General features: G+C 67.2%; 14 protein-coding genes and 1 pseudogene. 9 read left to right on the plus strand and 6 right to left on the minus strand.

The window, feature by feature from the left end; translation table 11 throughout:
• Positions 1–93: 93 nt before the first annotated feature.
• Positions 94–606, minus strand: a pseudogene (locus tag ACIBVN_RS55050) (transposase); the annotation flags it as partial.
• Between the two features lie 512 nt (positions 607–1,118).
• Between ACIBVN_RS55050 and ACIBVN_RS55055 the strand changes: the two are divergent.
• The 3 genes from ACIBVN_RS55055 (at position 1,119) to ACIBVN_RS55065 (ending at position 5,036) form a co-directional block, all read left to right on the plus strand.
• On the plus strand, positions 1,119–1,712 hold the full coding sequence (locus ACIBVN_RS55055; RefSeq protein WP_397149972.1) for an RNA polymerase sigma factor: 594 nt from the start codon (positions 1,119–1,121) through the stop codon (positions 1,710–1,712).
• A 3-nt stretch (positions 1,713–1,715) separates the two neighbouring features.
• A complete protein-coding gene (locus tag ACIBVN_RS55060) occupies positions 1,716–2,672 on the plus strand; it encodes a CU044_5270 family protein (RefSeq protein ID WP_397149974.1) in 957 nt (318 codons plus the stop codon).
• Between the two features lie 255 nt (positions 2,673–2,927).
• A complete protein-coding gene (locus tag ACIBVN_RS55065; protein ID WP_397149976.1) occupies positions 2,928–5,036 on the plus strand; it encodes a hypothetical protein in 2,109 nt (702 codons plus the stop codon).
• Positions 5,037–5,303: 267 nt separating this feature from the next.
• Here ACIBVN_RS55065 and ACIBVN_RS55070 read toward each other — a convergent pair whose 3' ends face one another.
• Positions 5,304–6,416 carry a tyrosine-type recombinase/integrase gene (locus ACIBVN_RS55070; RefSeq protein ID WP_397149978.1) on the minus strand — a complete coding sequence of 371 codons (1,113 nt, stop codon included), beginning with the start codon at positions 6,414–6,416 and terminating at the stop codon, positions 5,304–5,306.
• 165 nt (positions 6,417–6,581) lie between these two features.
• On the opposite strand from ACIBVN_RS55070, the gene ACIBVN_RS55075 reads away from it, so the two are divergent.
• The 3 genes from ACIBVN_RS55075 to ACIBVN_RS55085 all read left to right on the plus strand — a co-directional run bounded on the left by ACIBVN_RS55075 (position 6,582) and on the right by ACIBVN_RS55085 (position 8,123).
• Positions 6,582–6,773, plus strand: a complete 192-nt coding sequence (locus tag ACIBVN_RS55075; RefSeq protein ID WP_397149980.1) for a hypothetical protein — start codon at positions 6,582–6,584, stop codon at positions 6,771–6,773.
• A gap of 79 nt (positions 6,774–6,852) precedes the next feature.
• Positions 6,853–7,017, plus strand: a complete 165-nt coding sequence (locus tag ACIBVN_RS55080) for a hypothetical protein (protein WP_397149982.1) — start codon at positions 6,853–6,855, stop codon at positions 7,015–7,017.
• Positions 7,018–7,754: 737 nt separating this feature from the next.
• Positions 7,755–8,123 (plus strand): hypothetical protein, encoded by a 369-nt coding sequence (locus ACIBVN_RS55085; protein WP_397149983.1) that lies wholly within the window; start codon positions 7,755–7,757, stop codon positions 8,121–8,123.
• 344 nt (positions 8,124–8,467) lie between these two features.
• Here ACIBVN_RS55085 and ACIBVN_RS55090 read toward each other — a convergent pair whose 3' ends face one another.
• Positions 8,468–9,598 (minus strand): IS5 family transposase, encoded by a 1,131-nt coding sequence (locus ACIBVN_RS55090; protein WP_397149985.1) that lies wholly within the window; start codon positions 9,596–9,598, stop codon positions 8,468–8,470.
• 225 nt (positions 9,599–9,823) lie between these two features.
• Here ACIBVN_RS55090 and ACIBVN_RS55095 point away from each other — a divergent pair, with 225 nt between their 5' ends.
• Positions 9,824–10,264: a DUF6196 family protein gene (locus ACIBVN_RS55095; RefSeq protein WP_397149987.1), complete on the plus strand. Its 441-nt coding sequence runs from the start codon at positions 9,824–9,826 to the stop codon at positions 10,262–10,264.
• Positions 10,265–10,716: 452 nt separating this feature from the next.
• Here ACIBVN_RS55095 and ACIBVN_RS55100 read toward each other — a convergent pair whose 3' ends face one another.
• Both ACIBVN_RS55100 and ACIBVN_RS55105 read right to left on the minus strand, forming a co-directional pair.
• Positions 10,717–10,860, minus strand: a complete 144-nt coding sequence (locus ACIBVN_RS55100; RefSeq protein ID WP_397149989.1) for a hypothetical protein — start codon at positions 10,858–10,860, stop codon at positions 10,717–10,719.
• A gap of 160 nt (positions 10,861–11,020) precedes the next feature.
• Positions 11,021–11,608, minus strand: coding sequence for a hemerythrin domain-containing protein (locus ACIBVN_RS55105; protein WP_397149991.1), 588 nt, complete (start codon positions 11,606–11,608; stop codon positions 11,021–11,023).
• Between the two features lie 875 nt (positions 11,609–12,483).
• Here ACIBVN_RS55105 and ACIBVN_RS55110 point away from each other — a divergent pair.
• Together ACIBVN_RS55110 and ACIBVN_RS55115 are read left to right on the plus strand one after the other, a co-directional pair.
• Entirely contained in the window at positions 12,484–12,999 is a 516-nt protein-coding gene (locus ACIBVN_RS55110) for a DUF4142 domain-containing protein (RefSeq protein ID WP_397149993.1), read from the plus strand.
• Positions 13,000–13,316: 317 nt separating this feature from the next.
• Complete coding sequence (locus ACIBVN_RS55115; protein WP_397149995.1) at positions 13,317–13,799, plus strand: DUF2231 domain-containing protein; 483 nt, start codon at positions 13,317–13,319, stop codon at positions 13,797–13,799.
• A gap of 46 nt (positions 13,800–13,845) precedes the next feature.
• Here ACIBVN_RS55115 and ACIBVN_RS55120 read toward each other — a convergent pair whose 3' ends face one another.
• Complete coding sequence (locus tag ACIBVN_RS55120) at positions 13,846–14,181, minus strand: STAS domain-containing protein (RefSeq protein WP_397149997.1); 336 nt, start codon at positions 14,179–14,181, stop codon at positions 13,846–13,848.
• Positions 14,182–14,346 lie beyond the last annotated feature (165 nt).

Below are 14,346 nucleotides of genomic sequence, written 5' to 3' on the forward strand. Positions count from 1 at the left end.
TCGTCATGATGGACGCTCCCCCCGAAGCGTTAAGATGATCTACCTTGACTAATCTACCCGTAGTGATCGTTTCCACACTTAGAGTGATATCCCCTCGGCGAAGGCGCGCTGCTCGGCTTTCCACTGCTCGGTGAGCTTGGTGATGACCGGCGCCGACAGCCCGTTGCTGGAGCCGAGGAACTGGCCCAGCGCCGGGACGAAGTCGCCGGAAGACAGGCCGTGCAGGTAGAGCAGCGGCAATACCTCGGTGATGGCCGGGCTTTTGCGGCACCAGGGCGGCAAGATCGCTGAGGAGAAGCGACGGCGTTCGCCGGTGGTCTCGTCGATGCGCTTGTCGTTGACGCGCGGGGCGTGCACCTCGATCGCGCCTGCGCTGGTCAGCACGGTGCGGGGTTGGTGATGGCCGTTGCGGACGACCAGGCGGCGGCCGTGTTCGTCGCGTTCGTCGGCGAAGGCGGCGATATAGGCGTCGACCTCGGCCTTGAGCGCTTCGGCGAGCATTCGGCGGGCACCCTCACGCACGAGCTCGTCGATCAGCGCTGGCGACGGGGAAGCAGAGGCCGCGGCGCGGTCGCCGTCGGCGGGGTCAGGGACTACGGTGAGCACGGGTGTGCCTTCCCGACCGACGTTGGCGCGTCGGTCATGCTTGTGGATTCACATGATCATCGGGAAGGTACACCCCTTCCCGATGATCCACAGATCTCAAGCATTGCTCTCCATCCGCGCTGAGGTGGTTCAGGCGGGAATGCCTCCTCAGGAACTCACCGTCACCGACGTAGCGCTGGTTCGGCGCCTGGGTGGTGAAGTCCCATGGCGGGAGTTCGCAAGCGCCGGTCATGAGAGCCCCCCGGCCGTAGTTGACAGATGAGCGAACACCGCCTGCTCCTGGTTAGCTGTGATCTTCAGCACACCATCAACAGCGGCCGCCGATCTCTTGTCCGCTCGCGTAGCGGTACGCCGGGTACAGTGACCTGCCGTGGCTGATCGGCGTGGGGGCGCTACGGGCCATGGCGGGACGCTGATCGTCATCGCTCTCCGGCGGGCTCCGCGAAATAACCGCGAACAAGGACGCCCGCATCGGGCAATCAGCGCCGACCCTCTCTCGAGAAAGGCGCCGGATGCATGACCCTTCTTCATATCCCGCCACACGGCTGGCCGCGGAGCCGGACGATGCGTCGGTTATAGAGAACTCGCGGCACGATCCGGAGTGGTTCTCGATGATCTTCGACCGGTACTTCACCACGATCCACCGCTACGTCGTCGCCCGGCTCGGGCCCGGCGCCGCCGACGACGTGGCCGCGGAGACGTTCCTGGCGGCGTTCGACCAGCGCGACCGCTACGACCTGACCCGCCCGGAGGCCAAGGCCTGGCTGTACGGCATCGCCACCAATCTCATTGGCCGTCATCGCCGCGGCGAGCTCCGCCTCTACCGGGCCCTCAGCCGCTCAGCTCCCCGCGACGACGTGGAGGGCCACGCCGACCGGGTCACCGACCGCGTGACCGCCGAGCAGCTCAGCCCCCGGCTGGCACGCGGCCTGGAGAGCCTGTCCCGGGGTGACCGCGACGCGCTGATGCTCGTGGCCTGCGCCGACCTCAGCTACTCGGAGGTGGCCTTCGCCCTGGGCATCCCGATCGGCACCGTCAGCTCCCGGGTGAACCGGGCCAGAACCAAATTACGCAAGACACTGAGTCACGCGGCGAAGGGGGTCTGAATCATGGAAGAACTGCAGGAGCTGCGCCGCTATCACGACGCACTGCCGGGGGCCGGTTCGGAGTCCATCGGCGCGGCCCGGTCCCGCCTGGCGGGTCACATGCGTGGGAGCAGGCGTCCGCGGGCCCGCCGCATCCGGCCGGTGTGGGGACTGAGCCTGGCCATGGCGCTCGCCGCCGGGCTGATCGGCGTGCAGGTGGTCGGCATCGGCGGCCAGGCGCCGGTGAGGGCCGAGGCCGCCGAGATCCTCGAGCACGCGGCACTCGTCGCGGAGCGCGATGCCGCCGGAGCTCCGCGCCCCGGCCAGTTCGTGTACATCGAGTCGACGACCGCGTACGGCAGTAGCAGCTCCGCGGCGGCGAAGGACTGGATGATCGCGCCGAAACTGCGCCGGACCTGGCGGTCCGTCGACGGTACACACAACGGGCTGCTGCGCGAGCGGCCGGAGTCCAACCCGGACGGCTGGACGGAGAGCACGCTGCCGGGCTGCGTCAACGGCAAGTTCACCAGCGGCGCCCAGTCGCGGAACAGCTGCCAGACGCAACCCGGATACCTGGGAAACCTGCCGACCGACCCGAAGCGGATGTACGACTACCTGTACCGCAACAGCCAGGGCGGCAACCCGGCCGGCGAGCAGGCGTTCATCACCATCGGCGACCTGATCCGGGAGAACGCCGTGCCGCCGAAGGCGCTGGCCGCGATGTTCCGGGCCGCCGCGAAAATCCCCGGTACGACCGTCGTAGGGGACGTCGTCGACCCGGCCGGTCGCAAGGGCGTCGCGGTCGCGTACACCACCGGCGGCACGCGGCGCGAGCTCATCTTCGACTCGAAGACGTACGAGTATTTCGGTGAACGTGAAGTCGCCGTCAAGGACCTCAGCTACGTCAAGAAGGGCGACTTGATCGGCGGCACCGCGCGGCGCACCGTCGCGATCGTCGACGAGCCCGGCCAACTGCCCTGACCTGACCGCAAGGCTCCGTGCGGGTTTTCCACTGGCACGGAGTAGCGGTGGCATCTCATCCAAGGATGGAACCCAGATATGAGGCTACATTCGATTCGAGTGGCGTTGGCCACAGTCGTTGCACTGACGTGTTTGTCGCTGTTGGTGGTGTTCACGAGAAACGGCGAGGCGCAGGTCAATCCGCCCTTGACCGGAGAAACCGAGCCACCGGCTCAGAGCACGACGGTCACGTTGATCACGGGAGACCGGGTTGTCGTGACCGATGGCGACGTCAGCATGGAGGCACCCGAGCCGGCAGCTCGGGCGGAACCGTTCTGGTACGCCAAATTCCAACGCAACGGTGACTGGTATGTGATTCCGGACAGCGCGGCGCGGCTCGGCGCAGCAGGTACCTTCGACCTGGAGGCGTTCAACGTCAGCGGTCTGGTCCGCCGGCGCTCCGGCGGCGCGAATCCGCTGCCGGTCAAGAACGCCGACCAGGAGTCGGAGCGCTACGAGTTGACGGTTCGCCTGCTCGACCGGAACGGCGCCGCCGCCGGCGAGGGTTCGGGGACGCTCCTGGTCGGCATCGACAACCAGACGATCGCTCCGGTCGGGGCCGAGGGCCGGATCAGCGTCCCGCCGGGCCGGTACGCGTTGTACAGCTACATCGTGACTCCGCGTGCCAGCCAGGAGCCGACCTACGCCACGATCATGCATCCGGACCTGCGAGTCACCGCCGACACGACGACGACGCTCGACGCGCGGATCGGGCGGCGCGCCTCGGTCACGATCGACGACCCTGCCGCACGCGGTGGCCTGTCGCTGATCTACGGACTGACCAAAATGGACGGACAGTCCGAGCCGCTCCTGTGGGCGTCCGGATTCGACCCCAGATTCCACGAGGTGTACGCGGCGTCGGTGGCCGGGGCAACGTCGGACCGGTTCGCGTTCGCCCAGCGCGAGTCCCGACGCGAGCCCGAGGTCGAGCTGTTCACCACCGGCGCGAACGGCTTCGAGGTCAACGCCACCTGGTTCGACACGTCACCGGAACCCGAACTGCGCACGAAACTCACGGCTGTCCACGGTGGCCAGGGCCGACCGGAGGACCTGGCCGGCATCGACGCGACCGGCAAGCTCGTGCTCATCGAACTGCCCGGCACACTCACGAACGAGGAGGCGTACGAACGCATCCGCAACGTCCAGGCCGCCGGCGCGAAGGTCGGGATGGTGGTCACCGACCGGCCGCAGACGCTGTCCACGGCGTCGTCCAAAGCATCGTCCAAAGCGTCGTCCACGGCGCCGTTCACGGTGCCCACGCTGTTCAGCCGGAAAGCGAGCGCGGTCAAGCTCGCCGACGCCGTCCGGCGCGGTGCGGTGTCGGTCAGCCTGACCACGCATCCGGTCGCCGACCACCGCTACGAGCTGGCGTTCACCGCGGAGGCCAGGGTTCCCGCGCGACTGCAGCAGCGGGCGCGGACCAAGGAACTGGCGACCGTGCAAAACGCGTACCATGGCAGCGGCTCGCGCTACGTCCAGGCCGCGCTGCGGTTCTTCGGCGGCGCACTCGACCACCGCTGGACCTTCCGGATGCGTGCCGGCGTATCGGGGACCGAACACTTCACGCCCGGCACCTGGAGCCAGTCCACGCACGGGGACCATGGCGCGCTCGACTACCTGTTCGCGCCGGACATCACCCTGCGGGCCGGTAAGACGACGAACGTGAGCTGGAACAAGGCCGTCACCGGCCCCGGTCTGCTCGGCGACGGGCCGTGGGCGGTCCGCGACGGCAACACGATCCAGACCAGCCTTCCGCTCTACGCGGACGGCGCCGGACACCCGCGGTGGCCGTCGTCGCGGTCGGGCGACGTGGACAAGGGGAGCCAAACGCTGTACCGCGACGGCCAGCTGGTCAGCTCGTCCGAGGTTGCAGACACGGGGACGTTCGACGTCCCGGCGGACACCGCGAGGTACCAACTCGTCTGCGACATCGCCCGAACCGCGGACTGGTGGCCACTGTCCACAAAGGTCAACGCGGCCTGGACGTTCCGCTCGTCGGCCGCCGACAACGGCAAACCGCTGCCGCTGCTGACCGTCCGGTTCGCCCCGGACGTCGACCTCAACAACGCCGCACCGGCCAACCGGGCGTTCACGATCCCGGTCGAGGTGGAACGGCAAACCGGCTCGGCACCGGCGAGAGTCACATCGCTGACGGTCGAGGCCTCCTACGACGACGGCGCAACCTGGCAGCCCGCGCCGGTGATCGGCCGGACGGTGCGGGTCCAGCACCCGGCGGCACGCTACGTCTCGCTGCGCGCCAAAGCCGCCGACGCCGGCGACAACCAGGTCGAGCTCACAATCATCCGCGCGTACCAACTCCGCTAACCGCCCAACACAGGGGAAGTCGTGCCCTCCCGTGCACCCGCGAGGCCACGACTTCCGTGACGCCGGCCACGCCGCACGACGACTCCCGCTCCAGCAAGCGCATTCTCGTGGTATCCGCCTTACCGACCACGGCCGGTAAGGCGGACTTCGACCGGATGGTCATGCTAGGGCGAGGACGCCGGCTGCCGAGGCCGGTGAGCTAAACCTGGATGGTGTCGCGGCGGACGCGCCGGGGGAACCCCGGCGTCCTGCAGACGCCGCACCGTCTCATCGACCATGGTGTGCGGGCCGCAGACGTACACCTCGTGGTCGGCCCAGGAGTGGAAGCGCTCGACGACGTCCGGAAGGAGGCCGCGCACCCCGCCGTAGCCGGGACAGTAGCGGAATGATCTGGCCGCCTGTGGTGTGGCGCCGGATGATGGCCGCGACGACGGCGAAAAGCTCAGCGGACATGGGGATGACGCGCTCTCGGTCGCTCTTCGAGGGAGCGACCACCAGCAGAGCGATTACTTCCCCATTGGGGCGTTGGTATTGGCGGATGCTGAGGTGGGTGAGCTCAAGGGCTTCCTCGATGCGAACGCCTGAGTGTCGCAGAACCTCCACGATCGCCCATTCCCCGAAGGCGGCGTCTTCGACGTGGATCAGGTTGATGTGCTTGCCGGTCTCCAGGTCCTGGACGCGGATGTTGGCCGGTCCGCCCAAGCGGATGCGTCGTTCGTCGACCCGGCTCCAAAGGCGCTGGTAGGAGCTGCCGTTGACCATGATGATGTCTCCGTCGGCTGCGTTGCTGGCCTGCTTGAGGAGGTCACGGAAGTGGGCTGCGGTGTGCCGGGCGTCGTGCAAGGTCCAGTTCGTGCCGAGCACCTCGTTGGCCCGCTGCAACACGCGACGCATCGCCCAGTACGACATCGCCCGAGGCTCGCCGCGGCGGGTGCGCCAGAGTGGTTCGTCGGCAGCCGGCACGCCCTCGTCATCGAGATAGCGGGCCAGATAGCGGAAGGCCTGCGGCGAGGCGGGCACCGCCTGGCGCAGCCGAGTGCCCTTGGTGACGACATAGAAGCGCATGCCCGCCCAGTCGAGGTCGCCGGTGCGCACTCCGAGCAGCTCGCTCGCCCGAGCGCCACTGGTCACATAGAACAGCAGCAGCGCCCGGTCCCGGTCGCAGGTCATCGCCTCGAACAACTCGTCCCAGAGCGCGTCGGGGATGGCACGCGGCGGACCGTCGACGACCCGCTGGCGCAGCCGCGCCCGGCGGAAGACGGACTTGGCCTCGATCGGGCTGCGGTGCTCCAGGGCGCCACGTCGCTCACGAGAGGCCGGGACGGGGTTGATCACTGGGCCGCGGCCGTAATGGGCATGGAAGGTGTAGAACCCGGACACGACGCTCAGCGCGTGGTTGATCGTCCTGGGCGCGTAGCCCGTGGCCAGCGCGGGCTTGCCTGTGCGGATGTTCGTCGCGCCGGGTGGAGTGCCGCCGGTTCGGCGCCGCCGACGCTGGGGTTGGGGCGCTCTTCATCCAGCCGACCATGACATCGGCCTCCGACGGTGTCGCCCGCTCCCACGCGACATCCAGGGCCCATAGTCCCGGAGGACATCGCCGGCGACACCGCCGCCGTGGAGGACTTCCTCACATCGAACAGTGACGCCTGGTACGACCAATTCGACCCGATCGCCTGTGTGAACGTCAGCGACGACACTCGCATCAGCGACCTGGTGATCGAGCGGCGGGCGTCATGACCTCGACCGGCCGCAAACGCGCCCTCTTCATCCACGCCCACGTCACCGGCGCCGCCAAGGGCTACCACGCCGGATAGAGATGGTCCTTCGCGAAGGCAAAGATGCGCTGCCGCCTCACCTCCTGCTAGCGATCACGGTTCGCGCCGACGACAGCCACCTCACCCGGGTCGAAATCGCCGACAACGGCCAGCACAACGAGTTCGGCAAGACGTCGGCCGCTGGCACGCGATCGCCCGCCACCTGATCTGCCCCCTTCTCTCCGCGGGGCGCCTGCCCTCGGGGACTCTTCACTCAGGGAAGACCTGAACATGATCGACATATCAGCGACGACACCCGTGCGCCGACCTCCCGTAAGAAGATCCGCATCGTGCACACCCGGGGCGAAGGCACCCTGATCAAGGGCAGCCGCAAGGGCGACGGCGTGTGGCCCATCGTCCGCAACCACGGCTTCAAACCGTCCCGCCGCGCGCGTTGGCCGCCGCCCAGGTGCGCACCGTCAAGAACGTCGTCGACCGGATCGAGACCTTCCACGAGCTCAAGGGCCGCCGCCACCGAGGCGCCAGCCCGCGCCTGCACGCTTACGCCCACCCCCTGCCGAGGGTGCTGGCGGCCAGACTTACGATTCCGGGTAGGGGCGCGCAGGTCTGGGAGCCCACCACCATGGCCCCGCCCGAGAGCACGCACCTGGCTCCAAGTGCCACGAGGCCCTTGGCGTGTGAGTGACGTGCACACTCGTCGGACTCCCCTGCCGGCGGTCTGTCGGCATGACGAGGAGAGCCTGTTTGCCGCTCTCCTGACGAGCCGCATGGCAACCGCCGTTCTGTGGCGCCCATCCCCCAGGCGCGGTCAGGCCCGCTCCAACCGCGGCGATACCTCTCGTAAGCTGTTTCCGTGACTGCCGGGGTGAGACGCGAGTGGTGACGCGCAACGACGTGGCGCGGCTGGGCCGCGCCCGGTCAGCTCGGATACCGGCCCAACGCGGTGGCCAAGTCGCTTCGCTCGCGGCGCACGTGGACCATCGGCGTGATCGCCTCCGACAGCGCCGGGGGGACCAGCCCGTTCTTCGGCCAGTTTACCCGGGCCTGTGAGGAGGTCGCCTGGCAGCGGGGCTACTCCGTGCTGTTCGGCAACTCCGCCGAGGACCCGGAGCGGGCGGAGGGCTATATCAGGGGGTTCCTGGAGCGGCAGGTGGACGGGCTGGTGCTCATGCGCGTGCCGGTCTCGCCCGAGCGGGCCGAGGAGATGCGCGGGCACGTCCCGGTGGTCACCATCGACCATCAGGCGCCGCCGTTCTTCTCCCGGCTCGCGCAAGTCCCGCCAGGTGCGGGAACAGCACCTGCAGGAGAATGACTTCCCTGCCGGTTAGCTCGTGCAGCACAATACCTCCACGGCCGCTCTTCATGATCCTGATCTTGGCGATCCAGATCGTGACAGGGCGGCCATGTTCATCCACGGCGAGTTGCAAGATCGCGATCTACTTCCAACACGGCCATCGGGCTCTACGGCTCCGGAGATCGCACTGCGTGATCACTCCCCGCCAAGTGCGCCAGACCCAGTTGGGCGCGGAAAGGTGGATTGGCCCTTCGTCGGCAGCTGCCGCATCTTGCCTGCGTCGATGGACGGGAAGACTGTGGAGTTCGTAACCGGTGGCAACAGGTGTGGAGCCACATGGCTGAGAGCCTGATGACAAAGGCTTAAGGGCTGGCGGAGATGCGGGCTGCGTAGAGGGCTGGCCCGATCTTGTTGATGTAGCCCTGGTGGGACCATTGGGACAACTGGACGCGGAAGCTGTTGATGTTATCGATGTCGAGGGTGGCGGCTAGATCGGCGCCTTTCCATGACTGCCAGGGTCGGGCGGCCAGGAGTTCCAGGACCTTGCCGCGTCGGTCGGGGCTGGTCAGCTCGGGAATCGGCGGTGGGTCGCCCCAGCGGCGTTCGGGTGGCTGGCCTGCCAGTTCGCGGGTCAGACGGCGGGTCATCTGATGCACGGTGGCCCACCAGATCATCGCTTCGTGATGTTCGGGTTTGCGTTCATAGATCCGGACGAGTCGGCGGTAGCGCGCCAGCCAGGCGAAGGTTCTCTCGGCCACCCACCGGCGGGGCAGGATAACGAAGCCGCGCATGTCGTCGCAGCGCTTGACGATAGCGACGGTCAGGCGCAGCACATCTCGTGCCCAGGTGATCAGGCGCCCGGCGTAGCCGCCATCCGCCCACACCAGCACGATGGTGGAGAACTTCTCCCGCAGCCGAGCCAGCAACGGGTGGGCGCCGTCCCGGTCCTGGATCGACGCGGCGGTGACGATCACGCACAACAGCAGCCCGAGCGTGTCGACCGCGATATGCCGCTTCTGCCCCTTGATCTTCTTACCTCCGTCATAACCGCAGGCCGCGGCCCCGACGGTCTCGGCCGCCTTGACCGTCTGGGAATCGATGCACCCGGCCGTCGGCAGCTCTCCGCGTCCGGCCAGGACTCGCAGGCGGCCGCGGAGCCGCCCGGCGAGCCGTTCGGGCAGACCGCGCCGAGACCAGCGCAGAAAGAACGCATACACCGCGTCATGCGGCGGGAAATCGACCGGCAGGGCCCGCCACTCGATCCCGTACCGGGTCACATAGTTGATCGCGTCCAGCACCGAGCGCAGGTCATGCACCATCGGCCTGCCCGTGGCCCTGACCAGTTCGGCCATCACCGCCCGCGCCTCGCCCTCCAGCACCGCCCACTCGGCGTCGGTCAGATCCGACGGATATGTCGGCTTCCGGTCATGACATCGGCACCCCGGAGAAGCGCAACCGCTGGCGTCCGAGGACGCGAAGGTGTAGACAGACAACCACGGGCTCCTGGCCGCTGAGGTGCGTAGACAACAACTCAGCTATCAGGAGCCCGCTCCTGTTCACTGGAACATCATCCGAGGTCGACGCCGACCGGGCGAGATGTTGGGCGCCACCCGTGAGCATGGGGCCGTCACTCGCGATGAGTGCGGTCGAGACCGAAATAGGCGAGCCGACCACAACGTTGAGAGTGATCCCATCGCCAGGAAGATTCAGGAGCGCCCATGGTCAGCGTCAGTGTAGAGACTCCGGAGCAGACGGAGGCGCGTCTATGCGGTGTAATCGCCCAAGCCCAGGTCGTCGTGCACGACGGCGTCTGGTGCTTTGAGGAGTTCCCCACCGACCAGGCGCCTGAGATCACGACGACGACCCTGGCGGTGGTTCGAGACAACGAGAGCTGGTGCCGCCTGGTCCCGCTCGGCCAAGAGCATGATGGCGCCGAACGGTTCGGAATCTTCTCCTTCCACTTCCCCGCTGACCTGGACAACAGCGGTTTCGTTGGCTGGCTGGCCAGCCAACTCAAAGTCAAACTAGGCACCGGTGTGTTCGTCATCTGCGGCAGCAACCAGGCCCGCGGCGGCATCTACGACTACTGGGGCTGCCCCATCGACTTGCTGGATGAGGCCATCGCGGTAGTCGACGCACTACGTACCGCACCGATCTGACGGCGTGATCCCTGCGGGCCTGGATCGTGCGCTGGGCTACTGGGCCGGGTGGGGGTGATCTGCAGTAGGACATCTCGCCACGGGCAGACCCGGGAGATTCGGTTCGGACCAATCTCCGAGTCCGTAGTCATCCGCAGCGACGCCCTATGCTCACGAGGAGTGTCGCGCAACAGATGATCCCCGGACCGCTCCCTCGCGACCAAACTCTTTGTCAGCAGGCTCTGAGTGGCATCTGGAAGATCGAGCTTGTCGGCGAGGGCAGGATGTCGGTCTCCTTTGACGGCGTCATCGGAGACGACAAGGTTCGCACGTGGACGCTCAGGCGTGTGGACTAGCGCTTGGTCATTCCCATCGCGTTCCCAACTCCGTTCTGTCTCGGACGGTGTGGCGTGTGAGGCGGGGACGTTCGAGACTATGAACGCAAGCGCGAGCACGTGAAGTTAATGATGCTCTCAGGCCAGGAGGCCCAGGGTTTCGGGCGTCTCCCAGGCCGTCAGATGCCGGTCAGGGTCGGTTTCCTCCCGCGCGAACTGGTTGATCAGCTCGGCGAGAGCTCGCCGGTCCTGCTCGGGGAGGTTCTGCAAGAGGGCGATCATCGGCGCGAGGCATGGAAGGCGAACACGCCGGTGGCACGGGCGCACAGGATGTTCAGCATGCTGTGCGGAGCATGGTTGCTCCTGCACATGCGGAGTTTCGAGAAGGTCTTCGGCCCACGGTGGATCGTTGCTTGGTGCATCCCGTGGGCGGGCCGCCGGATCAGGAGCGACCCCATCGGGTGAGCGCATCCCGTATGCGATCTACCAGCCCGGTCCCTGGGACAGGCAGCTTATTGCCGACCCGGTTGCCAGGGACGGCTGGGTGCGGCCAGGTGGGCGGCAGCTTCTTGGCCTTCTCCACCTCGCCGCCCAGCTCGATCAGCCGCTCGGGTGGGCAGGACTGGCGCAGGCGCGGGAACAGATCGTTCTCCTCCCCCTGTACGTGCTGACGGATCTGCCCCAGCAACCGGTCCAGCGTGGGCCAGAACCGGTAGTCGGCAGGCTGCATCCGCTCCAGCCTCTTCATCGTCTGCTCGGCCTCGGCATGCTCGGCCAGTTCGGTAGCGGCCAGGGACGCGCCGCCAGGTACGTACTCGCGCACCGCCGGATACAGGTGCTCCTCCTCGGCCACCGAGTGCCGTACGAGTTCGAAGACGACCTGTTCGGCCAGCGTCCTGGCCTGTTCATGGGCCTGCCCGCCAGCCTGATCGTGCGCGGGGCCGCTCAGCTGTTCCAGCCGGGTGAACAACTGCTCGACCTCGCGGTGGTCGGTGACCAGCACCGCGATGATGTCCCGTCGCTCGTTCACGGTACGGCCCTTCTAGCAACCACGAGTCCAACCCAGACGCACGTCGACGCCGCCAGGTGGTCATTTTTCGCGGCGCCGACGCGCTTGACCTGCCCATTCCCGGTGTCAGCCGCCAAACACGTACGAGGCAGCCGCGCTCGCCTCAGGCGTCGGCACCCGGCTCATCCGCGACCATGCCCCCGGAGACGCCATGTGCCACAGAGCCTCGTCGCCCTGCTCATCTTTGCTGGTGGCACTGTGCGTAAGAGGACGGATAAGTCGTGCTTGTTCGCAAGCGCGGCGGGGAGGGGACGCAGAGCGCGCGAGTTGCTCCGGGAGTTTCCGGCTCGGCGACCAGCTCGGGATCCTGTTCCGCCAGAGCGGTCAGGACGGCCTGCGCGCGAAAGCGGGCGTGCTCGGATGGGCGGCGTCCCAAACGTGCCACCTCGCCGATGAAGTCGGCGGGGCTGCGGTCCCGAGGTTTGTCGACCATCGGGAAATCGTCTTTGAGCTCTCCTGGAGGGCCTCCAGCAAGCGGTCTCGCGCGGGTTGGTCCAGAGTTCTCGCCAGCCCGGTGAGCGCGTTTCCGCGGCCGCCCGAGCGGATGGCGAGTCTAGTCCGGTCATGCGGCAGGTGAGAGCAGAGCGCTGTAACGGACTGTCATGACTGTGCCCCTCACCATGCGGCTGCCCATCTCGTCCAAGCTGACACGTGGCTTGGCGCATCCCGGGGTGCGGAGGCCGCGCCCATCCCGGGCGCCGATGGCCAGACGTGGAGCGGAATCCGGTGCCGTTCCCCGGTCAGCCGAGGCATTGATGGTGATCACTGTGTGTGTTTGACGGCGCTGTCCAGCGGTAGCGAACAAAAGCGACAATTCGACCAAGGGGGGAAATTTCGTGTTCAAAGGGATCGCTCTCGTCCTGTCCGCCGTTGCGGTTGCCTTGCTGGCTCCCGTGAGTGCCGGCGCGACCGTGCAGCCAGAGCTCAACGACCAGGACCGGACCTTCCTTCGGAAAGCACATCAATCCAACCTGGCCGAGATCCAAGCCGGGCAGGCGGCTCAGGATCGTGGCGCCAGTGAAACGGTCCGGGATCTGGGCGCTAAATTGGTCAGCGATCACACCAAGCTGGATCGCGACGTTCAGCGTGTGGCCGAGCAGGCAGAACTGGAGCTGCCCAAGCGGCCGAGCGCTGAGCAGCGCCGAGAGCTCGAACAGGTGACTGCCCGAAGCGGCAAGGCATTCGACCGGGCATGGCTGGCCGCGCAGATCGCCGGCCACCGCCAATCTCTCGCCAACGGGGCCGAGGAACTGTGGGACGGCTCCTCATCGGAGGTGAAGAAGCTGGCCAGCGACGCGAAGCCCATCATCCAGATGCACCTGGACAGGCTTCTGCAGGCCAGCGGCGGCTGAGCTCACGCTCTCCTTCCCCGGCGTCTTCCCGGCGTCGCACGCTTGTCTGATCGGCCTTCCCCGTCACCCGCCTGGGGAAGGCCGATGGCCGCGAGCCGTACACCGCCGGCAAGCCGTCGATGGCCTCGCGGCGCGCGCATACCCACGCGTCACGCATTCCGACAGACCTTGACCGGTGAGGACCGTTGTGACGCCAAGGACGGATTCCAGGCAGGTGATACCGATGACCTGCGGGATGGTTACCTAGGCCGCTGTCGGCATGATCGCGTCATGCTCGGGTAGCCGCCTGCCTGTGTATCGGACTACCGAGGAGCGCCATGGACAGCAGAGCCAAGGCATTGGGACACCCGGTCCACCCCATGCTCATCGTCTTTCCGCTGGGACTGCTGATCACTTCCGTGATCTTCGACATCCTCTACCTGATCACGAACGGATCCGGCTTCCCGATAGCCGCTGCCTACACCATCGCCGCCGGTATCATCGGCGGCCTCGTCGCAGGAGTGTTCGGTCTCATCGACTGGACCGCCATCCCTGCAGGGAGCAGGGCGAGACGAGTCGGTTTGCTGCACGGGATCGGCAATGTGGTCGTACTTCTGCTCTTCGCCGCCAGCTGGCTGCTGCGGACGACCACTGACTGGCTCCCCAGCGTCCCCGCTCTAGCGTTGAGCTTCGCCGGGGTCCTCCTAGGCGCAGTGACCGGATGGCTGGGCGGCGAACTGGTGGATCGCCTGGGCGTCGGCGTGGACGAGGGGGCGCACGTCAATGCCCCTAGCTCGCTATCCGGTGGGCCCGCCCGCTGACCAACCGAGGGCAAAGCGGCGATACGCTGCAGATCGGCAGGCATGCTCAGCCGCACGCCTGCTCCAGGTCCCGATAGGGCGGGAAGGTGTCGACGAGCTCGCCGACGCTCAGCAGCCGGGCCAGCGGGCCATGCACGCCGACCAGCCGTAGATAGCCGCCGCGCTGTTCGGCCTGGCGTTGTATGGCGATGAGCGCATCCACGCCGCTGCAGTCGCAAAACGTCAGCTTGCTCACCTCGACGACGAGCTTGACCTGGCCGCGCTGGAGCAGTCCGGTGCAGGCGTCGATGACGGTGGCTTGCGTGCCGGTGTCCAATTCGCCGTCCAGACGGACGACCCAGCACTTCGGATGCGCATCGATGTGCAGAAACAGTCGCGTCATGGCACTCTCCTCTACCCGCGCAGGAGCTGATCGAGACAGCACCATTCCCCCTTCGCCGTGGCGTAGGCAACAGGAGAGTGGCAAGGTGAGCGGAAACCGGGGATCAAGAGGTGCTTGCCCGGCGTTGTGGTGCGTTGCCCCGGCACAGGCGGCGGCGTGCACTGG

The organism is Nonomuraea sp. NPDC049400, from assembly GCF_044466425.1.
Classification (GTDB): domain Bacteria; phylum Actinomycetota; class Actinomycetes; order Streptosporangiales; family Streptosporangiaceae; genus Nonomuraea.